This is a genomic window from Pseudomonas sp. KB_15 (assembly GCF_052114525.1).
Lineage (GTDB): Bacteria > Pseudomonadota > Gammaproteobacteria > Pseudomonadales > Pseudomonadaceae > Aquipseudomonas.
This window is the reverse complement of the sequence record NZ_JBFREX010000003.1, coordinates 304466-327364: the sequence shown is the minus strand read 5'-3', so window position 1 is coordinate 327364 and position 22899 is coordinate 304466. Positions and strand designations below refer to the sequence as shown.

The following is a 22899-nucleotide window of genomic DNA, read 5'->3' as shown; positions in this document are numbered from 1 at the left end:
ATCAATGTTGAATGAACAACCGTATTCGCGAGCAAGCCCGCTCCCACAGGGTTTTGCGGTGTTCTTAGTGGCCGTGGCTACGGCCGACATGGGAATGCTCAACCTCCGTCGCCACAACTCCGCCGCTCACTTCCAGCCGCTGCAAAATCCCGCATTGATCGACTCCCGGCCCCTCGCCACAGCGTTGGCGCAGGTCGAGCAGTTGTGTCTGCAAGGCCAGCAAGCCGTCGATTCGCGCCTTCACATGGTGGATGTGCTCGTCGATCAACGCGTTGACGCTTTCGCACTGGTCCTGCGGACTGTCGCGGAACGCCAGCAGGCTGCGGATTTCTTCGAGCGTCATGTCGAGGGTGCGACAGTTGCGGATGAAGGTCAGGCGCTCGGCGTGGGCCTGGGTGTAGACGCGATAGTTGCCGTCGCTGCGGGCCGGTTCCGGCAGCAGGTTCTCGCGCTCGTAGTAGCGGATCGTTTCCACGGCGCAGTCCGTGAGTTTCGCCAACTCTCCAATCTTCATGACGCCAATCTCCAAAACTCCAGAATCGGTGCTTGACCCTATAGTGGCTACAGGGTCTTTACTTGGCAACAGGCACTCTTATGGACGCAACCAATGAGCGATTCCCTGCACTCCCACAAACCCGGGGCTGAACATGAACACAGCCACAAGCTCAAGCCGCTGCAAAAGCATGGCCATGGCGGTCACGACGACGCCTGCTGTTCTTCCAGGGCGACCGCACCCGCGGTGATAAAACTGAGCGAGTCGCCAACGCCCGGGGCCCGGCTGAGCAGTTTTCGCATCGAGGCGATGGACTGTCCAACCGAACAGACGCTGATCCAGAACAAGCTAAGCAAACTGACCGGGGTACAGCAGCTTGAGTTCAATCTGATTAACCGAGTGCTCGGCGTGACCCATGATTTGCCCGGTGTCGAGTCGATCGTCGAGGCCATCAAATCCTTGGGCATGCAGGCCGAGCCGATGGAACAGGGTGCTGAAACCCCGACGCCGGCGCCCCGGAAAAAGCCGTGGTGGCCCCTGGCACTGTCCGGTGTGGGTGCGTTGCTGGCGGAAGTTATCCACTTCACCGCTTCCGCACCGAACTGGGTGGTGGCGGTTATCGCACTGGTCTCGATCCTCAGTGGTGGCCTCGGCACCTACAAAAAAGGCTGGATCGCCCTTAAAAACCGCAACCTGAACATCAACGCGTTGATGAGCATTGCCGTGACCGGCGCGGTGCTGATCGGCCAGTGGCCGGAAGCGGCCATGGTGATGTTCCTGTTCACCGTGGCCGAGTTGATCGAAGCCAGATCCCTCGACCGCGCGCGCAATGCCATCGGCGGCCTGATGCAGATGACCCCCGACACGGCAACGGTGTTGCAGTCTGACGGGAGCTGGCTTGAGCAGGATGTCAAAACCGTTGGGCTCGGCGCGCGGGTGCGGGTCCGTCCCGGTGAGCGCATCGGCCTGGACGGTGAAGTGCTGTCCGGCCGGTCGACCATCGATCAGGCGCCGATTACCGGTGAAAGTCTGCCGGTGGAAAAAACCGTCGGCGACAAAGTGTTCGCCGGCACCATCAATCAGGCCGGTTCCCTGGAGTACGCGGTGACCGCCGCCGCGGATAACTCAACCCTGGCCCGCATCATCCACGCCGTCGAGCAGGCCCAAGGGGCGCGGGCGCCTACCCAGCGTTTCGTCGATCAATTCTCGAAAATCTACACCCCGGTGGTGTTCGTCCTGGCCCTGGCTGTGGCGATCATCCCGCCGCTGTTCATGGGCGCTGTGTGGTTCGACTGGATCTACCGCGCGCTGGTGTTGCTGGTGGTGGCTTGTCCATGTGCACTGGTGATTTCCACCCCGGTGACTATCGTCAGCGGTCTGGCGGCGGCGGCGCGCAAGGGCATTCTGGTCAAGGGCGGCGTGTACCTGGAAGGCGGGTACAAGCTGGATTACCTGGCTCTCGATAAAACCGGGACGATCACCCACGGCAAACCGGTGCAGACCGATTACCTGTCGCTTGACCCGACCGCCGACGAATCGGCCCCGGCAATTGCCGCTGCGCTGGCCGGGCGCTCGGATCACCCGGTTTCCATGGCCATCGCCAAAGCGGCTGTGGATAAACAAACCGCGACGCTGATTGTGGATAACTTCGAAGCGCTGGGCGGGCGCGGTGTGCGCGGCGAGATCAACGGCCAGCTCTACCATTTGGGCAACCATCGTCTGGTGGAGGATCTGGGCCTGTGCTCGCCGGCGCTGGAAGAAAAGCTGTTTGCCCTGGAAAAACAGGGCAAGTCGGTGGTGCTGCTGCTTGATTCGTCCGGCCCGTTGGCGCTGTTCGCCGTCGCCGATACGGTTAAAGCGTCCAGCCGCGAAGCCATCCAGCAACTGCATGAGCTGGGCATCAAAACCCTGATGCTCACCGGTGACAACGTCCACACCGCGCAAGCCATTGCTGCGCAAGTCGGCATCGACGAGGCCAAGGGCGACCTGTTACCGGGGGACAAATTGCAGGCTATCGAGGCTCTTTATGCCCAGGGGCACCGGGTCGGCATGGTCGGCGACGGCATCAACGACGCGCCTGCGCTGGCGCGTTCCGAGATAGGTTTTGCGATGGCCGCCGCGGGCACCGATACCGCTATCGAAACCGCAGATGTCGCCCTGATGGACGACGATCTGCGAAAAATCCCGGCATTCATTCGCCTGTCGCGGCAAACATCGAGCATCCTCAAACAAAACATCGCCCTGGCTTTGGTCATCAAGGCGATCTTTCTTGGGGTAACCTTCGCCGGGCTCGCTACCATGTGGATGGCGGTGTTCGCCGACATGGGCGTGAGCTTGTTGGTGGTGTTCAATGGTTTGCGCCTGCTGCGCAAATAAAGGATGAGGGACAGTTGTGCTGAGTGCCGAGCTGAAGGCGTTTTACATGGTGGCCCGCCTGGGCAGCATTACCCAGGCTGCAAAGAAGCTCGGCCTGAGCCAGCCGACGGTGACGACGCAGATCCGCAACCTCGAAAGCCAGTATTCGGTCGAACTGTTCTACCGTGGCGGCCGGCGCCTCAGCGTCAGCGAGGAAGGTGCGCGGCTGCTGCCGATGGTCAAGGTGCTGATGCAACAGGAAGCCGACATCGAGTTTTTTCTGCGCAACTGCGGCCAGGTCCAGGGCACATTGCGCATTGCCGCCACGGCGCCGTATTACATCCTCGACCTGGTGAAGACTTTCCGCGAACGCCTGCCGCAAGTGGAGGTGTCGGTCGAAATCGGCAACTCCCAACAGGTGCTTGAAGCGCTGGAGGATTACCGGGTCGATGTCGCGGCGTCGTCGCAGTTGCTCGATGACGCGCGGCTGATTCGCCGGGTGCTCGGCAGCGATCCGCTGGTGCTGGCGGTGCATCGCAATCATCCGCTGGCGGTTCACGATCACGTACCGCTCGGCGCCTTGGCCGGGCATACCTTGCTGATGCGCGAGCCGGGCTCGACCACCCGTCGCCTGACCGAAGAGTTGCTGGCCAGCGCCGGCGTGTGTTTCGGCCCGCTGCTGGAGATCGGCAGTCGCGAATCGATCCGCGAAGCGGTGCTACGTAACATCGGCATCAGCATCATTGCCCGCCAGGAAGTGCCCCATGACCCGCAACTGCGGGTGCTGACCATCGAGAATGCGCCACAGATTCCCGAGTACCTGTACTGCCTCAAGGAGCGCAAAGGCGCGCGGCTGCCGGCGGCGTTTCTGGGGTTGGCGCAGGAAATGGCCCCGGCCTGAATTCTGGGGTGTCTGTACCGGCCTCATCGCGAGCAAGCTCGCTCCCACAGTGGGTTTGAGGTGAAACACAAATTGTGTGAACACCAAAAATCCCTGAGGGAGCGAGCTTGCTCGCGATGGCGGCTGATCAGGCGCCTCAAAACTTAACCAAAAATCCTGAATACCACTATCGGCAGTTTTTGCCTTACTGCCACATGACGGACTCATTACAACCCTAGGATGGCCCCATCTGCTAGATGAGGTCCGTCCATGAACAACCCGATCGTAACTGCCCTGACCAACCCCGGCGCACCAATGAAAGTGCGCGGCGTACAGAAACGTTTTGGCGCCTTCACGGCGCTGGATAACGTTTCCCTCGATGTGGCGGCCGGTGAGCTGGTGTGTTTGCTCGGTCCGTCGGGCTGTGGCAAAACCACCTTGCTGCGCTGCATCGCCGGTCTGGAGAAGCAGGACAGCGGCGAGTTGTACCTGGGTGATCGGGACGTTTCCCACCTGGCGCCCCAGGCGCGGGACTACGGCATTCTGTTCCAGTCCTACGCGTTGTTCCCCAATCTCACTGTCGAAGCGAACATCGCCTACGGCCTCGCCGGCAGCGGTCGCGACGAAGTGCGCCGTCGGGTCGGTCAGATGCTGGAACTGGTTGGCCTGACCGGCAGCGAGAAAAAGTACCCGGGCCAATTGTCCGGCGGTCAGCAGCAACGGGTGGCACTGGCCCGAGCCCTGGCGCCCGCGCCTTCGCTGTTGCTGCTGGACGAACCGATGTCGGCCCTCGATGCGCGAGTGCGCGAGCATTTGTGTACCGAACTGCGCCAACTGCAACGCAACCTCGGCATCACCACCCTGATGGTCACCCACAACCAGGACGAGGCCATGCTGATGGCCGACCGCATCGCCGTGATGAACAACGGCAAGGTCGAGCAGTACGCCACGCCACAGGAAATCTACAACCGCCCGGCCACGCCATTCGTGGCGGAGTTCGTCGGCCAGGGCAACTGGTTGCCGTTCCATAGCGGCAGCGACAGCCACGCCCAGGTCGGCGGGATGAACATGCGCCTGGCCAATGGCAGCGCTAAAACCTCGTCCGGCCGTTTGTTCTGCCGTCCGGAAGCGATCAACGTCAACCCGCTGGTGCATGAGGAAAACCTGTTCCCGGCCAAGGTTCGTGAAATCACCTTCCTCGGCAACCGCTGCCGCATGAGCTTCGAGCTCGATCAATTGCCGGGCCATGCACTGTTGGCGGAACTGGCACCGGAAGCCATGCCGCGCCTTGGCGCCCAGCAGATCATGGTCGCCTTGCCGCCGCGCAGCCTGCAGGTGTTTGCCTGATGAGCGCGAACATCGCGCTGCCGCTGCCACACAAGCAGGTTCGGCAGACCAGCCGCGCCGAGATCGGTGACCGGTTGTTTGTGGTCGGCGGCAAAGTCCTCCTGCTGGTGTTGTTGGGCGTTGCCGTATTGATGCCGTTGCTGGCGATCTTCTGGCGTGGTTTCAGCGCAGAAGCCGGGCAGGGCGGTGGTTGGGTCGCCGCCAAAGAACTGGTGACCAGCGAAAACTTCCACTGGTTGCTCGGTAACAGCCTGAAGGTCTCCCTCAGTGTCGCGGCCATTGTCGTACCACTGGCCTATCTGTTTGCCTACGCTCTGCAACGAACCTTGATTCCGGCCAAAGGCATTTGGCGTGGTATTTCGCTGCTGCCATTGATGGCGCCATCGATGCTGCCGGGCATTGCGCTGGTTTACCTGTTCGGCAACCAGGGCATGTTGCGTGGCCTGCTCTCGGACAACATCTACGGCTTCTGGGGCATTGTGCTCGGCGAAGTCATCTACACCTTCCCGCACGCCTTGATGATTCTGCTGTCGGCCTTGTCCCTGGCCGATGCGCGACTGTTCGATGCTGCCTCCAGCATGGGTGCGAGTTCTGCCAAAGCCTTTCGCAGCATTACCTGGCCGGCGACCCGTCAGGCCGTGTTCGCCGCGTTTTGCCTGGTGTTCACTCTGACTATCACCGACTTCGGTGTGCCGGTGGTGGTCGGTGGCGACTATCAAGTGCTTGCGCTGGAGGCCTACAAGGCTGTGGTGGGTCAGCAACAGTTCGGTCGCGGTGCGCTGATCGGCATGGTGTTGCTGCTGCCCGCGCTGTTCAGCTTCGGGGTCGATGCCTGGTTGCGTCGGCGTCACGGCGACGCCATGAGCGGTCGTGCCCAGGTGTTCAAACCGGCGCCATCGAAACTGCGCGACGGCTGCTACCTGGCCATCGTCCTGTTGATCAGCGCCGCGCTATTGCTGGTGTTCGGCATGGCGGTGTTCTCGTCCTTGGTGAAGTTCTGGCCGTACAACCTGTCGCTGTCGCTCAACCATTACCAGTTCAACGAAACCGCCGGCGGTGGCTGGCTGGCCTACGGCAACAGCCTGAAGATGGCCTTGGGCACGGCGTTGATCGGCAGTCTGCTGATCTTCACCGGTGCTTACCTGATGGAGAAAACCAAGGGTCAGCGCGGCCTGAACCTGACCTTGCGCATGCTCAGTTTCGTACCGATGGCGGTGCCAGGCCTGGTGCTGGGGTTGGGCTACGTCTTCTTCTTCAACCTCACCGGCAACCCGCTGCACGTGCTCTACGGCACCATGACGCTGTTGATCGTCTGCACCATTGCTCACTATTTGACCACCGCGCAGATGACCGCCACCACCGCGCTGCGTCAACTCGATGCCGAGTTCGAAGCGGCCGCTCTGTCGCTCAAGGCGCCCCTATACCGCCACTACCTGCGGGTCACTGTGCCGATCTGCCTGCCGGCGTTGCTGGACATCGTGCGCTACCTGTTCGTCTCGGCCATGACCACCGTCTCGGCGGCGATCTTCCTCTACAGCCCCGACACCATCCTCGCGGCGGTGGCAGTGCTGAACATGGACGACGCCGGCAACGTCGGCGGCGCGGCAGCGATGTCGACCCTGATTCTGTTCACTTCGGCGGGCGTGTCCCTTCTGCTGGCCTGGGCTTCGCGCGGTTTGCTGCGCCGCTCCCAGGCCTGGCGGCAGACCGCGCCTGGCCACTGATTCCCTTCTCCTCAAACCGAAAGCACCCACTCAACTCAACAACAGGAAAAGATCATGTTCAAGCCTATGGCCCTGGCCGCTGCTGTCCTCACCGCTTTCAGCCTGAACGCCTATGCGGCGAAAACCGAGTTGACGGTGTACACCGCCCTCGAAGCCGAACAGTTGACCGCCTACAAGGCAGCGTTCGAAAAGACCAACCCTGACGTCGAAATCAAATGGGTGCGTGATTCCACCGGCATCATCACCGCCAAACTGCTGGCCGAAAAAGAACGCCCGCAGGCTGATGCCGTATGGGGCCTGGCCGCTTCCAGCCTGGCGATCCTCGATCAGCAAGGGATGCTGCAAAGCTACGCACCAAAGGACCTGGGCAAGATCGGCGGCAACTACCGCGACGCCGCCAACCCGCCAGCCTGGGTCGGCATGGACGTCTGGGCCGCGACCATTTGCTTCAACACCGTCGAAGCCGAAAAGCAGGGCCTGACCAAGCCAGTGAGCTGGCAGGACCTGACCAAGCCTGAGTACAAAGGCAAGATCGTGATGCCGAACCCGGCATCGTCCGGCACCGGTTTCCTCGACGTCAGCGCCTGGCTGCAAACCTTCGGCGAGAAGCAGGGCTGGGCGTACATGGACGGCCTGCACCAGAACATCGGCCAGTACGTTCACTCCGGCTCCAAGCCTTGCAAACTGGCGGCTGCCGGCGAATTCCCGATCGGTATTTCCTTCGAATACCCGGCCGTTCAACTCAAGCGTAAAGGCGCGCCGCTGGACATCATCCTGCCGAAGGAAGGCCTGGGCTGGGAGATCGAAGCGACTGCCGTGATCAAAGGCACTGCCCACGAAGAAGCCGCAAAGAAACTGGCTGACTTCTCCGCCAGCCCTGAGGCGATGGAACTCTACAAAGAAAACTTCGCCGTGCTCGCCCAGCCAGGCATCGCCAAGCCGCAGACCGAACTGCCGGCCGACTACGAACAGCGCCTGATCAAGAACGACTTCGCCTGGGCTTCGAAGAACCGCGACGAAATCCTGACCGAATGGCGCAAGCGCTATGACGGCAAGTCCGAGAAAGTGGTAGCCAAGTAAGATCTTCATCGGCTGAAAGGGCCTTTTCGCGAGCAAGCCCGCTCCCACAGGGAAATGCATTCCAATGTGGGAGCGGGCTTGCTCGCGAAAGCGGTTTCAAATTCAGGACAAGACTTCATGACACAACACAACGACATGCTGATCGTCGGCGCCGGCATCCTGGGTTTGTCCCACGCGTATGCCGCCGCCAAACGCGGTCTGAAGGTCACGGTTTTCGAGCGCAGCGAAACGCCTGTTGGCGCCTCGGTACGCAACTTCGGCCAGGCCCTGGTCACCGGCCAACCGCCGGGACCGATGCTGGAACTGGCCCGCGCCAGTCGCGCAATCTGGGGCGATTGGGCACAGCTCGCCGGCCTGCAACTCAAGCGCAATGGCTCGTACCTGTTCGCCCGCACCGAGGCGGAAGAGCAACTGCTGGAAGCCTTCTGCGATGGCCGCGCGGTGGAGCACGGTTACCGCGTCGACCTGCTGCGCGGCGCTGCGTTACGCGATTTGTACGGCGGCCAGTTCCGCCATCACCGCGCAGCGTTGCACGGCATGGACGACCAGCAACTGTATTCGCGCGAAGCGATTGCGGCGCTGATCGACTTCCTTCGACGCGACCTGGGCGTCAAGTTTCACTTTTCCACCCTGGTGCGTGACATCGAACCGGGACGGTTGCACAGCACCGCCGGCAGCTTCAGTGCCGAGCAAATCATCGTCTGCTCCGGCCATGATTATCAGACCTTGCTGGCCGAGCAGATCGCCGAACTCGACCCGCAAATCTGCCGCCTGCAAATGCTCCGCGCCCGACCGCACATCAACCTCAACCTGCAGCACGCGTTGCTGACCGGTTTGAGTTGCGTGCACTACGGCGCCTTCGCCGACTTGCCGGAGGCCGCGGCGGTGCAGGCAGAAATTCTGCAGTACGCGCCGCATCTGCACGAAAACGGCATCCACCTGCTGATCAGCCCGACGCCCTATGGCGAGTTGATCATTGGTGATTCGCACCATTACGGCCGCGATCCGTCGCCCTTCAATGCCGAGCAGGTCGATGTGTGGATGATCGAACTGGCCGAGCAGACCCTGGGTTGCAAGGTGCAAGTGGTCGAACGCTGGCAGGGTGTCTATGGTTCACGGGGACCGGGACCGTTCTCGTTCCTGCGCCCGGCAAAAGGCCTGAGCGTGGCGTTGATGCACACTGGCGTTGGCATGAGCGTCGGACCGGCAATGGCCGAACGCAACGTTGCGACGGTATTGGAGGAGATCTGATGAAGCGCCATGCACAAGTGATCGCCGAGGTGTTCGGTTTGTACGAGCGCTTTGGCGACAGCGACTACATCGGCGAGCCGGTGTCGCAGATCGAGCACATGTCCCAGGCGGCGGAGCTGGCCATGGCCGAAGGCTTCGACGATGAAGTGGTACTGGCGGCGTTCTTTCATGACATCGGGCATATCTGCGCCGAAAGCGCGGAGAACATGGGCGGCTTTGGAGTGGTCAGCCATGAGCGCCTCGGTGCCGACTACCTGCGCCGCGCCGGCTTCAGCGAACGCATGGCGCGGCTGGTGGAGTATCACGTTCAGGCCAAGCGCTACCTGACGTTGAAGGAGCCTGGGTATTACGACCGATTGAGCGAAGCCAGCCGCCGGACCCTGGAATATCAGGGTGGGGTGATGACGGAGGCCGAGGCAGAAGCTTTCGCGCAAGATCCGCTGTGTGCCGTGAGTTTGCGCATGCGTCAGTGGGATGAGCTGGCGAAAGAGATGCATGTGCCGGTGATTGATCTTGGGGTGTTGAAGGAAAAAGCGGTGCGTCTACTGGCGACGTAAAGCCTCGGCACCGGGGGGCTGCCTTCGCGAGCAAGCCCGCTCCCACATTGGATTTGTGACTGGTCACTGATGGATGGTCCAGCACAACACCCTGTGGGAGCGGGCTTGCTCGCGAAGGCGTCAGTTCAGGCAAAGCAAGTGTTCCTGCCTCTACAGCTGTTGTGCCAGAACCTCTATCTGCTCCTGCCGCTCCGCCTGATTCAGTTTGGAATGAGGATTGAGCGACGACCACTGCGGATGCGCCCGGGCCTTGTTCAAGGCTTCGGGTAGCTTGCCTTCGCGCCAGCTCTTGTCCTGGGGCGTGGCCAGCTGAATGCTTTCCATCGCCGCATGCCCACGAGCGTTCAGCGCTTGCAGCAATTGCCGTTGGCGCAACGCCAACAGGCGCAGCACGTTGTCATCCACCGTCAGTTCGCGCTGGCCCTTGATCTTGCCGAGCAAACGGCTGCCATAACTGCGCGCGGTTTGCAGCGCGCCACCGGCGATGGCCCCGGCCAGTGCCGCCGCACCCAGAGTAATCCCGCCCACCAACAAGTCGACCCCGGCCCCGGCGGCAGCACCCGCGGCGATACCGCCACCGACCCGCACCCCCAGTTGCTTGAGGGTTTCCGGATTGAACAGGTCATCGCCCCAACGGCCGTCGAGCAACGGCAAATCACTGGCGGCGGCATCCTGGGGGCGGAAGGCATAGAGCTTGAGCAAGGCTTCGACGCAGCGCTGTTCACGCTGGCGTACGGCTTTGCGCAGTTCGCTGATCGCCTGTTGTTCCTGCTCGGCATCACTGACCACACTGCGTCGGCAGGCCGCGCAATCGATCAGCAATTCGGCAATCAATCGCTCTGCGCTTTGTTGACGAGCCAGGCGCTGGGCTAGCTGATCGGCGATCAGGCGTTCGAGTTGCGGTCGGGCCGTTTCCAGCAACAGGGCGAGACTTTCATAGAGTCGACGTTCGCCATCTTCCGGTGGCGCGACACTGTCGAAACGCACCAAGGCATGCAAGCCCAACCGCGCCAGTGCTTCGCGCCAGGCCGGTTCGCGGTGGTTGGCGCTGCTGACGAAATTCAGCACTGGCAGCAAGGGCTTGCCGCAACTGGCCAGCACTTCCAGCTCGTCGCGATACTTGGCCAGCACCGGCTCCCGGGCATCGATCACATAGAGCCCGGCGTCCGAAGCCAGTAACTGGCGTAACACCTTGGCTTCCTGTTCGAACCGTTGCCGGGCTTCGCTGCCCTCAAGGAACCGCGCCAGACGTGCCGGGCCGTCGAGGCGTTCGCCGGGACGCTCCAGGCGCTCGAGGTAATCGAGCAGGGCGATGGCGTCTTCCAGGCCAGGGGTGTCGTAGAGGTCGAGCAGTGGCTTGCCGTCCACCGAAAGACGTGCGCCTTCAACGTGCCGTGTAGTGCTGGGGCGATGGGACACTTCACCGAAGCCGACGTCGCGGGTCAGGGTGCGCAGCAACGAGGTTTTACCGACGTTGGTGTGGCCGACCACGGCGAGTTTCAGAGGCTGCTTCCAGGTGTCAGTCATGACCCGTCTCCAGCCAGTTCATCGGTGCACAATCGGCAAATGGCAGCTCCAGCTGTTGCAGCGCCACGTGCCAGTCGCCCAGGCGTTCGGCGTCGAGTGCTTCACCGGGTGGCGCCTGCAACAACCACACGCGGGTGGCGCTGGCGCTGCGGGCGAGTTCGGCAATCAAGGCCAGGCTGCCGCGATCCGGCGAGCGCCGCGGATCGCACGCGATGGCCAGGCGCGCCGGAGGGAAACGGCTCAATTGTTCGAGGAGTTTGTGCCGCGATTCACGGCTGTCGAGGATGCCGGCGTTGCTCACGTTTTTCGGCAAATGCGGTGGCCACGGGCGCTGGTCGTCCAGCTCGATGGCGACTAGTAACGCGCCGTCACTTTGCTGTTCAGTCACGCCGCTTTCCACGCGGTGCAGTTGCGCCGGTGCCGCATCGCTGACGCCGAGGCGCTCGCTGGTGGGCATCAAGCGCTCGCGCAGTTGGGCGTAGCCGGGCAGATTCAAGTCCAGGCGTAGCGCGGCTTGACCCGTCTTCCAGCGCCACAGGCAAAACAGCGCGAGCAGCAGGCGCGGCACCACGCCGTAGACCAACAGCACGCCTACCAGCCATGCGGCCCAAGCCTGCCGGGCGCTTTCGATGTTCAGTGCCGCATCGCCGCTGGCGCGGATCATCTCCTCGGTTGGCACGCTGAAGCCGAGCAGGGCCGGCAATGCGCCGAGGGCCTGGGTCACGGCAATAAAGGTGTCGGCGCCGAGAATCGTGGTTTCCCAGACGAAGCCGTAGCGTCGGGTCGCCATCAACATCAGCAGGATGACCAGCGCGCTGAGCATCGCCAGCAACCACAGGCTGTTGACCAGTACACCGATGGCCCAGCGATTGAGCTTCTGCCGTTGCAACAACAGGAGCAGGGCGGGTGCCAGTTGTGCGGCTTTGGCATCCCGGGCGAGCTTTTCGCTAAGCCACAGCCACAAGCGCCCGAGGCTGGCGCCGTGTTCGCCGGCAAATACCAGGCCCAGGCCCCAGCTCAGCAGCAGGATCAGATTGAGACCGAGCAGGCTGCCCAAGGCCCAGAACACATTCACCGGGTGCAGGCCGTCGCCCATTGCGGCAAAGGCCAGGCCGGCGCCGCTGATCACGGCCAGCACCGCCAATACGATCAGCGCCAGTCGTGCACCTTGCAACCAGTGTGTGAGAGCCGCCGCCAGGCCATCGCGTTCAGCCAGCCACAGGGCGCGGCGTTGAATGCGCGACGGCAAATCGCCTCCGGCGCTACGGGCCAGTCGGTTGGCTTCCAGATCGTCCAGGGGGCCAGCGTGTTCTTCGCGCAGGCGGATGGTTTCTGTCAGCCAGAGGGTATTGAGTTCAGTCACGCGGCATCCCGTCGCTTAAATCAGCTGTGAGCATAACCGCTGTGGCGCTTATCGGCGAAAGCAAGGCTCTGGTATCCTCGCCGGCATGACTAAATCACTCCCCCTCAGCCTGATCGCAGCCCTCGGTGAAAACCGTGTGATCGGCGTCGACAACAGCATGCCCTGGCACCTGCCGGGGGACTTCAAATATTTCAAGGCCACCACCCTCGGCAAGCCGATCATCATGGGTCGCAAGACCTGGGATTCCCTCGGTCGCCCGCTGCCGGGCCGCTTGAACATCGTGGTCAGCCGTCAGACGGATCTGCTGCTCGAAGGCGCGGAGGTTTATCCGTCACTGGAAGCTGCCGTCGTTCGCGCCGAAGCATGGGCGAAGGAGCAGGGCGTCGATGAGTTGATGCTGATTGGCGGTGCGCAGTTGTATGCGCAAGGGCTGGCGCAGGCTGATCGTTTGTACCTGACCCGCGTGGCGCTGAGCCCGGAAGGGGATGCGTGGTTTCCGGAGTTTGATTTGAACCAGTGGAAACTGGTGTCGAATGTGCCGAACCCGGCCGAAGGCGACAAACCGGCGTACAACTTCGAAGTGTGGGAAAAAGCTTAAGAGCTTCGCGAGCAAGCCCGCTCCCACATTTGATCTCCTGCGGGTACACAATCTATGTACGCCGCAGGACCAATGTGGGAGCGGGCTTGCTCGCGAAGGGGCCCCCACAGTCGCTGGAGGATTTAAGCCTGCGCCAACGCCGAATGCTCATCCGCATCCAGCAGCGCCTTATCGGTCTGCTGCATCACCTGGCTGGTGATCGCACCGGCCGTCATCGAACCACTCACGTTCAACGCCGTACGCCCCATATCAATCAGCGGCTCGACCGAAATCAGCAACGCCACCAGTGACACCGGCAAGCCCATCGCCGGCAGCACGATCAACGCGGCAAACGTCGCGCCGCCACCCACGCCGGCCACCCCGGCCGAGCTCAGTGTGACAATCGCCACCAGCGTCGCGATCCACAGCGGGTCCAGTGGATTGATACCCACGGTCGGCGCAACCATCACTGCCAACATCGCCGGGTACAGACCGGCACAACCGTTCTGGCCAATGGTCGCGCCGAACGAGGCGGCGAAACTGGCGATGGACTGCGGGATGCCCAGACGGCTGGTTTGCGCTTCGATGCTCAACGGAATCGTCGCTGCGCTGGAACGGCTGGTGAAGGCAAACGTCAGCACCGGCCAGATCTTGCGGAAGAACCGCAGCGGGTTGATCCCGGCAACCGACACCAGCACGCCATGCACCACAAACATCAGGCCCAGGCCGATGTAGGACACCACCACGAAACTGCCGAGCTTGATGATGTCTTGCAGGTTGGAACCGGCGACCACTTTGGTCATCAGCGCCAGCACACCGTACGGGGTCAGCTTCATCACCAGGCGTACCAGGCGCATCACCCAGGCTTGCAGGGTGTCGATGGCGTTGATCACTTTCTGACCTTTCTCGGCATCATCCTTGAGCAGTTGCAGCGCCGCGACACCCAGGAATGCAGCGAAAATCACCACGCTGATGATCGACGTCGGCTTGGCCCGTGCCAGATCGGCGAACGGGTTTTGCGGAATGAACGACAGCAGCAACTGCGGCACATTCAGGTCGGCGACCTTGCCGGCGTAATCGGTCTGGATGGTTTGCAGGCGAGCCATTTCCTGGGTGCCGGCGACCAGGCCTTCGGCGGTCAGGCCGAACAGGTTGGTCAGGCCGATGCCGATCAGCGCCGCAATGGCCGTGGTGAACAGCAGCGTGCCAATGGTCAGGAAGCTGATCTTGCCCAGCGACGAAGCGTTGTGCAGGCGGGCCACCGCACTGAGGATCGAGGCGAACACCAGCGGGATCACGATCATTTGCAGCAATTGCACATAACCATTGCCCACCAGATCGAACCAGCCGATCGAGGCTTTCAGCACCGGATTGCCGGCACCGTAGACAGTGTGCAACGCCACACCGAACGCCACGCCCAACACCAGCGCGAGCAGGACTTTTTTCGCCAGGCTCCATGTCGTGTGGCGGGTTTGCGCCAGGCCGAAGAGCAGGGCGAGGAACACCAGCAGATTGAGGAACAGGGGCAGATTCATGAAGACTCCGATAGGACTTGTGCCGGTTGCACCCTTGGACAACCGCGAACCGGCAAGCCTAACAGCTTGAAAACTAATGAATTAATATCAAAAACGCAGGGTGTCCGTCGTTTTTGGAATAAGCGGATGTCGCTGTCAGAAATGCAACTGGCGCGAAAGGGACGCGGACGGTCGCTGACAGACGAGGACTGTCACACTTATTTGTTAGCGTCGATGTCTTTCATTCAGGGAGAAGCGCTAATGAAGTTCGCACCGAAGTTTCTGGCAGCAGCACTTTGCCTCGGCCTCGCCGGTCAGGTACTCGCAACGGATTTGAAGCACTGGCCAGCCGATCAGGCCAAGGCGCTGGACGCGATGATCGCGGCCAACGCCAACAAGGGTAACTACGCGGTGTTCGACATGGATAACACCAGTTACCGCTACGACCTCGAAGAGTCGCTGCTGCCATTCATGGAGAACAAGGGCCTGATCACCCGCGACAAGCTCGATCCCTCCCTGAAACTGATGCCGTTCAAGGACACCGCTGACCACAAGGAAAGCCTGTTCAGCTACTACTACCGCCTCTGTGAAGTCGACGACATGGTTTGCTATCCATGGGTCGCCCAGGTGTTCTCAGGCTTTACCCTCAAGGAACTCAAGGGCTACGTCGACGAGATGATGGCGTCCGGCAAACCGGTGCCGGCCACTTATTACGAAGGCGACGTGGTCAAGAAACTCGACGTCAACCCACCGAAGATCTTCACCGGCCAGCAAGAGCTGTACAACAAGCTGATGGAGAACGGCATCGAGGTCTACGTGATGACCGCCGCCTCCGAAGAACTGGTGCGCATGGTCGCGGCCGATCCGAAGTATGGCTACAACGTCAAACCGCAGAACGTGATCGGCGTATCGCTGCTGCTCAAGGACCCGAAGACTGGCGAGCTGACCACCGCGCGCAAGCAGGTCACGGCTGGCAAATATGACGAGAAGGCCAACCTCGGCCTGGAACTGACCCCGTACCTGTGGACCCCGGCAACCTGGATGGCGGGCAAGCACGCGGCGATCCTGACCTACATCGATGAGTGGAAAAAACCGGTGCTGGTCGGCGGCGACACCCCGAGCAGCGACGGCTACATGCTGTTCCACAGTGTTGACGTGGCCAAGGGCGGCATCCACCTGTGGGTCAACCGCAAGGACAAGTACATGACCCAGATCAACGGCATGATGGCCAAGAACGCCGCAGCCCAGGCCAAGGAAGGGTTGACGGTGACTGCCGACAAGAACTGGGTGATCGTCAAGCCGGAAGAGATTCAATAAAGGCTGCATAAACCCCATGTGGGAGCGGGCTTGCTCGCTCCCACAGTTGATCTCCCCCTGTTTGGGAGATTTGTATCAGGCAAAAAAATGCCCCGCACTTGGCGTAATGCCGATCAGTCAGGCGAACCGCCTTCCTTGTAGCAGCTGCCGAAGGCTGCGTCCGGCTGCGCAGCAGTCGTAGATCCGGCTCGCACGATCTCTCTGAGGTACCGCGAACTCCGATTTTACGACTGCTGCGCAGCCGGACGCAGGCTACGCCAGCTGCTACAGATTGCGTTGTGGCTTAACTGATCGGCATTACGCACTTGGCCGGGCATTTTTTGAGTATTCCCATATGTAATGTGGGAATACTCATGTGGCGAGGGGGCAAGCCCCCTCGCCACAGACTTACAGACCGTCAAGCATCGCCTTGTTACGCACAGCACCCTTGTCGGCACTGGTCGCCAGCAGGGCGTAGGCTTTCAGTGCGGTGGTCACTTTGCGTGGACGCACTTCCACCGGCTTCCAGCCTTTCTTGTCCTGCTCCACTCGACGTGCAGCCAGTTCTTCATCACTGACCAACAGGTTGATCGAGCGGTTCGGAATGTCGATCAGCACTTTGTCGCCGTCCTGCACCAGGCCGATCGCGCCGCCGGCAGCCGCTTCAGGCGAAGCGTGGCCGATGGACAGGCCCGAGGTGCCGCCGGAGAAACGGCCGTCGGTGAGCAGGGCGCAGGCTTTGCCCAGGCCTTTGGATTTCAGGTACGAAGTCGGGTACAGCATTTCCTGCATGCCCGGGCCGCCTTTCGGGCCTTCGTAGCGAATGATGACGATGTCGCCTTCTTTCACTTCGTCGGCGAGGATGCCGCGTACGGCGCTGTCCTGGCTTTCGAAGATCTTGGCGTTGCCTTCGAAGACGTGGATCGACTCGTCGACGCCAGCGGTTTTCACCACGCAGCCGTCCAGGGCGATGTTGCCGTAGAGAACGGCCAGGCCGCCTTCTTGCGAGTAAGCGTGCTCGACACTGCGGATGCAGCCGTTTTCACGGTCGTCGTCCAGGGTTTCCCAGCGGGTCGACTGGCTGAACGCGGTTTGCGTCGGGATGCCCGCCGGACCGGCCTTGAAGAAGTGGTGCACGGCTTCATCGGTGGTCTGGGTGATGTCCCACTTGGCGATGGCTTCTTCCATGCTGTGGCTGTGCACGGTCGGCAGTTGGGTGTGCAGCAAACCACCACGGGCCAGCGAGCCGAGGATGCTGAAGATCCCGCCGGCACGGTGCACATCTTCCATGTGGTACTTCTGGATGTTCGGCGCGACCTTGCACAGTTGCGGCACGTGACGGGACAGACGGTCGATGTCGCGCAGGTCGAAATCGATCTCGGCTTCCTGGGCGGCGGCCAGCAAGTGCAGGATGGTGTTGGTGGAACCGCCCATGGCGATGTCCAGGGTCATGGCGTTTTCGAACGCCTGGAAGTTGGCGATGTTGCGCGGCAACACCGACTCATCGTTCTCGCCGTAGTAACGCTTGCACAGCTCGACGATGGTGCGGCCGGCCTGCAGGAACAACTGCTCGCGGTCGCTGTGGGTGGCCAGGGTCGAACCGTTGCCCGGCAGTGCCAGGCCCAGGGCTTCGACCAGGCAGTTCATCGAGTTGGCGGTGAACATGCCGGAGCACGAGCCGCAGGTCGGGCAGGCGCTGCGCTCGTACTCAGCGACTTTCTCGTCAGAAGCGCTGGAGTCGGCGGCGATCACCATGGCGTCGACCAGGTCGAGACCGTGGCTGGCCAGTTTGGTCTTGCCGGCTTCCATCGGGCCGCCGGAGACGAAGATCACCGGGATGTTCAGGCGCAGGGACGCCATCAGCATGCCCGGGGTGATCTTGTCGCAGTTGGAAATGCACACGATCGCATCGGCGCAGTGGGCGTTGACCATGTACTCGACGGAGTCGGCGATGATCTCGCGGCTCGGCAGCGAATAGAGCATGCCGTCGTGGCCCATGGCGATGCCGTCATCGACCGCGATGGTGTTGAATTCTTTTGCCACGCCACCAGCGCGTTCGATTTCGCGGGCGACCAGTTGGCCCAGGTCTTTCAGGTGCACGTGGCCCGGTACGAACTGGGTGAACGAGTTGGCAATGGCGATGATCGGCTTCTTGAAATCGTCATCTTTCATCCCCGTGGCGCGCCACAGTGCGCGGGCACCGGCCATGTTGCGGCCGTGGGTGGATGTTTTCGAGCGGTAATCAGGCATGAAGCACTCCGGGCGGCTAATCAGGTATCAAAAGGGAAGTGAGCTTCTATTGACGTCTGGAACACTCAGAAATGGCCGCGTGTCCGGAAGTTGCCGATAACTTTGCGGGATCGCCGCGCGCTTCAGCTTGAGCTCATAAACCCGCCGGGGATGACTGGCGATGAATGTTCGCGATTCTACACGGCTGGCGGCTGGAGGGAATGCCGGGATGCGTGGATCCAGCGCCGGTGGCGTGTGCTGGATGACGACCGGCGTGTCTCAACTCACATTCAGTGCCAGATTCCGCTGCATGATCAGTGCGTTCAAACCAAGACCTGCGGCACTCAGGGTCAAGAAACACAAGGAGAGGGCGGTAGTCAGGTCTTCAGATGCGAGATTGATCACCACGCTGATCACGCCGCCGCACATGAAAATCATCACACCGCCAACCGAGGAGGACGTGCCGGCATCCTGTGGATAGAGGGTCATGGCTTTGGAATTGGCGATAGGCCTGGCAATGGTGGTGCCAGCCGTACAAATGAGCATGGGGATCAGCACCGTAGCGGCATTGAGCCCGAACTGATTCGCCAGCCACAGCATGACCAGTCCCGACAGTGCGATCAGTCCCAGACCGATAACTATCTGCGAATTGGCCGGCAGACGCCGATGGAGCGCGCTGGCAACTATCCCGCCGACTACATAAGCAACGCCGTACAGCAACAATGCCCAGGCAAATTCGTAAGGCGAGAGTGCCAGGCGCTCCATGAAAATGATCGGCGAAATGACGATGAATGAAAAATGGCAGGCAAAGGCCAGGCCGGAAATAAGCCAATAACCCACGAAGCGCAGATCGGAACACAGCCGCCAATAGGCAGTGAAAAATCGCCCGGGCGACGCTTTACGATTGCGCGGGGTTTGCTTGAGCAGGACGCCAGCCTTTATCCAGACAATGACCGCCAACCCGATAAAGACATAGAAGCTGCCCTCCCAGCCCAGATGTAATTGCAGCCAGGTTCCGAGCAGCGGCGATATGGAAATGAACACCCCGCCGCCGGTCGTCATCCAGATCCTGATTCGCTCCTGTTCCCTGCCGACAAACAAATCCTGAATCAGCGCTTGTGACAGCACAAAGGACCCGCAACCCACTGCCTGGATGACGCGAAACACCAGAAACCAGCTGTATTCGCTGGAAAGCAGGCAGCCAGTTGCGCCGACCGTCGAGATGGCGATCCCGATCAGCAACAGGTTCTTGCGTCCCCACAAATCCGATAGCGGTCCGACCAGCACCACCGATAGCGCAAGGCCAATGGCGAACAGGCTGACAGAAAAGGCAATGTCGGACGCTGAGGTCCGGAAGTAGTCAGAGAGCGCGGGAAAGGACGGGAGCACCACGTCCAGAGGGAAAACACCCAGGAGCGTCATGGTCATCAACAACAGGATGAGCGACGATTTTTTCGCGGTGTGCGGGGAAGGGGTCATCGATAGCGCGCTCGATCCGTGAGGGGTGACCGAGAGTCGACTTGATGAACAGGGTAGTCAATACAGGAAGTGTGGGACCGTTCTGAATTTGTTGTGGGAGCGAGCTGGCTCGCTCCCACAATCAAATGGCGGTTAGCTGTTCGGCAGCAACCGGCAGGTTATGCTCTTGATGTAGCGAGTTTCAGCAATCGCCGGATGCACCGGATGATCCGGGCCCTGGCCGCCACGTTCGAGCATCTGGATATTGCGGTCCAGGTGGCGGGCGCTGGTGAGCAGGATGTTCTGCAGGTCGTCTTCCGGCAGGTGCATCGAGCACGATGCGCTGACCAGGATGCCGTCCTTGGTGAGCAGGCGCATGGCTTGCTCGTTCAGGCGGCGGTAGGCGCCTTCGCCGTTCTTCATGTCTTTCTTGCGTTTGATGAACGCCGGCGGGTCGGCCACGATCACGTCGAAGCGTTCTTCGCTGGCTTTCAGCTCTTTGAGGGCTTCGAACACGTCGCCTTCGATGCAGGTCATTTTCTCGGCGAAGCCGTTCAGAGCAGCGTTGCGCTCGACACCGTCGAGTGCGAAAGCCGACGCGTCGACGCAGAACACTTCACTGGCGCCGAACGCGGCAGCCTGCACGCCCCAGCCGCCGATGTAGCTGTACAGGTCCAGCACGCGCTTGCCTTTGGCGTACGGTGCCAGGCGTGCGCGGTTCATGCGGTGGTCGTAGAACCAGCCGGTTTTCTGGCCCTGGATGACCGGTGCTTCGAATTTCACGCCGTTTTCTTCCAGCGCGACCCACTCCGGTACCAGGCCGAACACGGTTTCGACGTAGCGGTTAAGGCCTTCGGCATCACGGGCAGCGGAGTCGTTCTTGAACAGGATGCCGCTCGGCTTGAGCACTTGGGTCAGCGCTGCAATCACGTCGTCTTTATGGGCTTCCATGGTCGCCGAGGCGATCTGCACCACGAGGATGTCGCCGAAACGGTCAACCACCAGGCCTGGCAGCAGGTCGGAGTCGCCGTAGACCAGGCGATAGAACGGCTTGTCGAACAGGCGATCGCGCAACGACAGGGCCACGTTCAGGCGGTGTACCAGCAGCGATTTGTCCAGCGGCAGCTTGATGTCGCGCGACAGCACACGGGCGCAGATCAGGTTGTTCGGGCTCATGGCAACGATGCCCAACGGCTTGCCGCCGGCGGCTTCGAGGATCGCCTGGTCGCCGGCCTTGAAACCGTGCAAAGGCGTAGCGGCTACATCGATTTCGTTGCTGTAGACCCACAAGTGACCGTTGCGCAGACGACGGTCGGCGTTGGCTTTGAGGCGCAGGCTAGGCAGGGACATGTCGTCGCTCCGGAAAAAAGAGCGGGAGTATAGCGTGTTGAGCCCCCGGATTGGCCTGCAAGTGGACATGTGGCGAGTGTTGTCTTGCGATTTGGTATGTCGGATCCAACTTCATAAAGGTTAGAATCGCCGTCTGACCCAGAGTGTGTGCACATGTCCCAAGAGCTGACTTCCGAACAGATCCAACAAGCCCTGCAGGGCATCAGCGTACCGGCCCAGCCGCAGATCATGGTGGATTTGCAGATGGAGCAGTACATGCCCGACCCGGATCTGGAAGTCATTGCCAAGCTGATATCCCAGGATCCGGGCCTTTCCGGTTCCCTGCTGAAGATCGTCAATTCGCCGTATTACGGGCTGAGCAACAAGATTGCCTCGATCCAGCGTGCGGTGAATCTGCTGGGCAGCCGCTCGGTCATCAACCTGATCAATGCGATGTCGATCAAGGGCGAGATGAATGACGACACCATTGTCACCCTGAACCGTTTCTGGGACACCGCTCAGGACGTGGCGATGACCTGCCTGACCCTGGCCAAGCGCACCGGTGTTGAAAATGGCGACGAGGCGTATGCCCTGGGCTTGTTCCACGACTGCGGCGTGCCCTTGATGCTCCAGCGTTTCCCGGACTACATGGGCGTTCTGGAGCAGGCCTATGCCAACGCCAGTGCCGAATGCCGGGTGGTGGACACGGAGAACCTGGTGTTCAATACCAATCATTCGGTGGTCGGGTATTTCACGGCCAAGTCCTGGCGCCTGCCGGAACACGTGAGCGCCGCGATCGCCAATCACCACAATGCTTTGGCGATATTCAGCGATGAATCTTCGCGCAACAGTGCGTTGAAGAACCTGTTGGCGATCCTGAAGATGGCCGAGCACATTTGTGCGTCGTACCGGGTGTTGGGCAATCAGACCGAAGATCACGAGTGGAGCAGTATCGCGCCGCTGGTGCTCGACTATGTCGGCCTTTCGGACTACGACTTCGAGACCCTCAAACAGACGATCCGCGACCTCGGCACTCATCGTTGAGTGTCGGACCTTTCCAGGCCATGCGCCTGATCCGAGAGCGCCATGCCTGAATTGCCAGAAGTCGAAACCACCCGTCGCGGCATCGCGCCGTACCTGGAAGGCCAGCGTGTCAGCCGGGTGATCGTGCGTGAACGCCGCTTGCGCTGGCCAATTCCCGAAGACCTCGATGTGCGCTTGTCCGGGCAGCGCATCGTGCTGGTGGAGCGGCGCGCCAAGTACCTGCTGATCAATGCCGAAGTCGGCACCTTGATCAGCCACTTGGGCATGTCAGGCAATTTGCGTCTGGTGGAGGCCGGGTTGCCGGCGGCCAAGCATGAGCATGTGGACATCGAGCTGGAATCGGGCCTGGCCCTGCGTTACACCGACCCGCGGCGCTTCGGCGCAATGCTCTGGAGTCTCGATCCGCTCAATCACGAATTGCTGATCCGCCTGGGACCTGAGCCGCTGACCGACCTGTTCGACGGCGAGCGCCTGTTCCAGCAGTCCCGTGGACGTTCGATGGCGGTCAAGCCGTTCATCATGGATAACGCGGTGGTGGTGGGCGTCGGCAATATCTATGCGACCGAAGCGTTGTTCGCCGCCGGGATCGACCCGCGCCGCGAAGCCAAGAGCATTTCCCGTGCGCGGTATTTGAAACTGGCCATCGAGATCAAGCGCATCCTGGCGGCCGCCATCGAGCGCGGCGGTACCACGCTGCGGGACTTTATCGGCGGTGACGGTCAGCCTGGTTATTTCCAGCAGGAACTGTTCGTGTACGGCCGCGGCGGCGAACACTGCAAGGTCTGCGGCACGGGGTTGCGGGAAGTGAAGCTCGGGCAGCGTGCCAGCGTCTTTTGCCCGCGTTGTCAGAGCTGATATGCGCGGCAATCCGTTAG

At 61.3% G+C, this 22899-nt stretch carries 18 protein-coding genes; 11 read left to right on the top strand and 7 right to left on the bottom strand.

All coding sequences use genetic code 11. The annotated features are described in order from the left end of the window. Positions 1-64: 64 nt before the first annotated feature. Positions 65-514: a Cd(II)/Pb(II)-responsive transcriptional regulator gene (cadR, locus tag AB4Z35_RS05680; protein WP_007995512.1), complete on the bottom strand. Its 450-nt coding sequence runs from the start codon at positions 512-514 to the stop codon at positions 65-67. A 93-nt stretch (positions 515-607) separates the two neighbouring features. Here cadR and AB4Z35_RS05675 point away from each other — a divergent pair, with 93 nt between their 5' ends. The 7 genes from AB4Z35_RS05675 (at position 608) to AB4Z35_RS05645 (ending at position 9687) form a co-directional block, all read left to right on the top strand. Continuing rightward, positions 608-2869 carry a heavy metal translocating P-type ATPase gene (locus AB4Z35_RS05675; RefSeq protein WP_442096300.1) on the top strand — a complete coding sequence of 754 codons (2262 nt, stop codon included), beginning with the start codon at positions 608-610 and terminating at the stop codon, positions 2867-2869. Between the two features lie 16 nt (positions 2870-2885). Continuing rightward, complete coding sequence (locus AB4Z35_RS05670) at positions 2886-3749, top strand: LysR family transcriptional regulator (RefSeq protein WP_442096299.1); 864 nt, start codon at positions 2886-2888, stop codon at positions 3747-3749. Positions 3750-3998: 249 nt separating this feature from the next. Next, positions 3999-5075, top strand: a complete 1077-nt coding sequence (locus AB4Z35_RS05665) for a putative 2-aminoethylphosphonate ABC transporter ATP-binding protein (RefSeq protein WP_442096298.1) — start codon at positions 3999-4001, stop codon at positions 5073-5075. After that, positions 5075-6799 (top strand): putative 2-aminoethylphosphonate ABC transporter permease subunit, encoded by a 1725-nt coding sequence (locus AB4Z35_RS05660; protein ID WP_442096297.1) that lies wholly within the window; start codon positions 5075-5077, stop codon positions 6797-6799. The genes AB4Z35_RS05665 and AB4Z35_RS05660 overlap by 1 nt, the downstream gene beginning before the upstream one ends. A 54-nt stretch (positions 6800-6853) precedes the next feature. Continuing rightward, positions 6854-7879 carry a putative 2-aminoethylphosphonate ABC transporter substrate-binding protein gene (locus AB4Z35_RS05655; RefSeq protein ID WP_007987641.1) on the top strand — a complete coding sequence of 342 codons (1026 nt, stop codon included), beginning with the start codon at positions 6854-6856 and terminating at the stop codon, positions 7877-7879. Between the two features lie 117 nt (positions 7880-7996). Then, positions 7997-9130 carry a TIGR03364 family FAD-dependent oxidoreductase gene (locus AB4Z35_RS05650; RefSeq protein ID WP_442096296.1) on the top strand — a complete coding sequence of 378 codons (1134 nt, stop codon included), beginning with the start codon at positions 7997-7999 and terminating at the stop codon, positions 9128-9130. Continuing rightward, positions 9130-9687, top strand: coding sequence for a phosphonate degradation HD-domain oxygenase (locus AB4Z35_RS05645; RefSeq protein WP_442096295.1), 558 nt, complete (start codon positions 9130-9132; stop codon positions 9685-9687). Before AB4Z35_RS05650 ends, AB4Z35_RS05645 begins: the two co-directional genes overlap by 1 nt. A gap of 150 nt (positions 9688-9837) precedes the next feature. Here the strand turns inward: AB4Z35_RS05645 and AB4Z35_RS05640 are convergent, their stop codons facing one another. Together AB4Z35_RS05640 and AB4Z35_RS05635 are read right to left on the bottom strand one after the other, a co-directional pair. Then, positions 9838-11214, bottom strand: coding sequence for a GTPase/DUF3482 domain-containing protein (locus tag AB4Z35_RS05640; protein WP_442096294.1), 1377 nt, complete (start codon positions 11212-11214; stop codon positions 9838-9840). After that, entirely contained in the window at positions 11207-12577 is a 1371-nt protein-coding gene (locus AB4Z35_RS05635) for a DUF2868 domain-containing protein (RefSeq protein ID WP_442096293.1), read from the bottom strand. The genes AB4Z35_RS05640 and AB4Z35_RS05635 overlap by 8 nt, the downstream gene beginning before the upstream one ends. A gap of 85 nt (positions 12578-12662) precedes the next feature. Here AB4Z35_RS05635 and AB4Z35_RS05630 point away from each other — a divergent pair, with 85 nt between their 5' ends. Next, complete coding sequence (locus AB4Z35_RS05630; protein ID WP_442096292.1) at positions 12663-13175, top strand: dihydrofolate reductase; 513 nt, start codon at positions 12663-12665, stop codon at positions 13173-13175. A gap of 122 nt (positions 13176-13297) precedes the next feature. Here AB4Z35_RS05630 and AB4Z35_RS05625 read toward each other — a convergent pair whose 3' ends face one another. Further along, positions 13298-14689: an L-cystine transporter gene (locus tag AB4Z35_RS05625; protein WP_442096291.1), complete on the bottom strand. Its 1392-nt coding sequence runs from the start codon at positions 14687-14689 to the stop codon at positions 13298-13300. A 240-nt stretch (positions 14690-14929) separates the two neighbouring features. Here AB4Z35_RS05625 and AB4Z35_RS05620 point away from each other — a divergent pair, with 240 nt between their 5' ends. After that, positions 14930-15985: a haloacid dehalogenase-like hydrolase gene (locus AB4Z35_RS05620; RefSeq protein ID WP_442096290.1), complete on the top strand. Its 1056-nt coding sequence runs from the start codon at positions 14930-14932 to the stop codon at positions 15983-15985. A 387-nt stretch (positions 15986-16372) separates the two neighbouring features. Here AB4Z35_RS05620 and ilvD read toward each other — a convergent pair whose 3' ends face one another. The 3 genes from ilvD to AB4Z35_RS05605 all read right to left on the bottom strand — a co-directional run bounded on the left by ilvD (position 16373) and on the right by AB4Z35_RS05605 (position 21001). Then, positions 16373-18214 (bottom strand): dihydroxy-acid dehydratase, encoded by a 1842-nt coding sequence (gene ilvD, locus AB4Z35_RS05615; protein WP_442096289.1) that lies wholly within the window; start codon positions 18212-18214, stop codon positions 16373-16375. 258 nt (positions 18215-18472) lie between these two features. Next, a complete protein-coding gene (locus AB4Z35_RS05610; RefSeq protein ID WP_442096288.1) occupies positions 18473-19672 on the bottom strand; it encodes an MFS transporter in 1200 nt (399 codons plus the stop codon). Between the two features lie 132 nt (positions 19673-19804). Further along, complete coding sequence (locus tag AB4Z35_RS05605; RefSeq protein WP_007995488.1) at positions 19805-21001, bottom strand: class I SAM-dependent rRNA methyltransferase; 1197 nt, start codon at positions 20999-21001, stop codon at positions 19805-19807. A gap of 153 nt (positions 21002-21154) precedes the next feature. Between AB4Z35_RS05605 and AB4Z35_RS05600 the strand changes: the two genes are divergently transcribed. Continuing rightward, positions 21155-22024: an HDOD domain-containing protein gene (locus AB4Z35_RS05600; protein ID WP_442096287.1), complete on the top strand. Its 870-nt coding sequence runs from the start codon at positions 21155-21157 to the stop codon at positions 22022-22024. A 42-nt stretch (positions 22025-22066) separates the two neighbouring features. Further along, positions 22067-22879, top strand: a complete 813-nt coding sequence (gene mutM / locus AB4Z35_RS05595; protein ID WP_007995486.1) for a bifunctional DNA-formamidopyrimidine glycosylase/DNA-(apurinic or apyrimidinic site) lyase — start codon at positions 22067-22069, stop codon at positions 22877-22879. Positions 22880-22899: the final 20 nt, after the last annotated feature.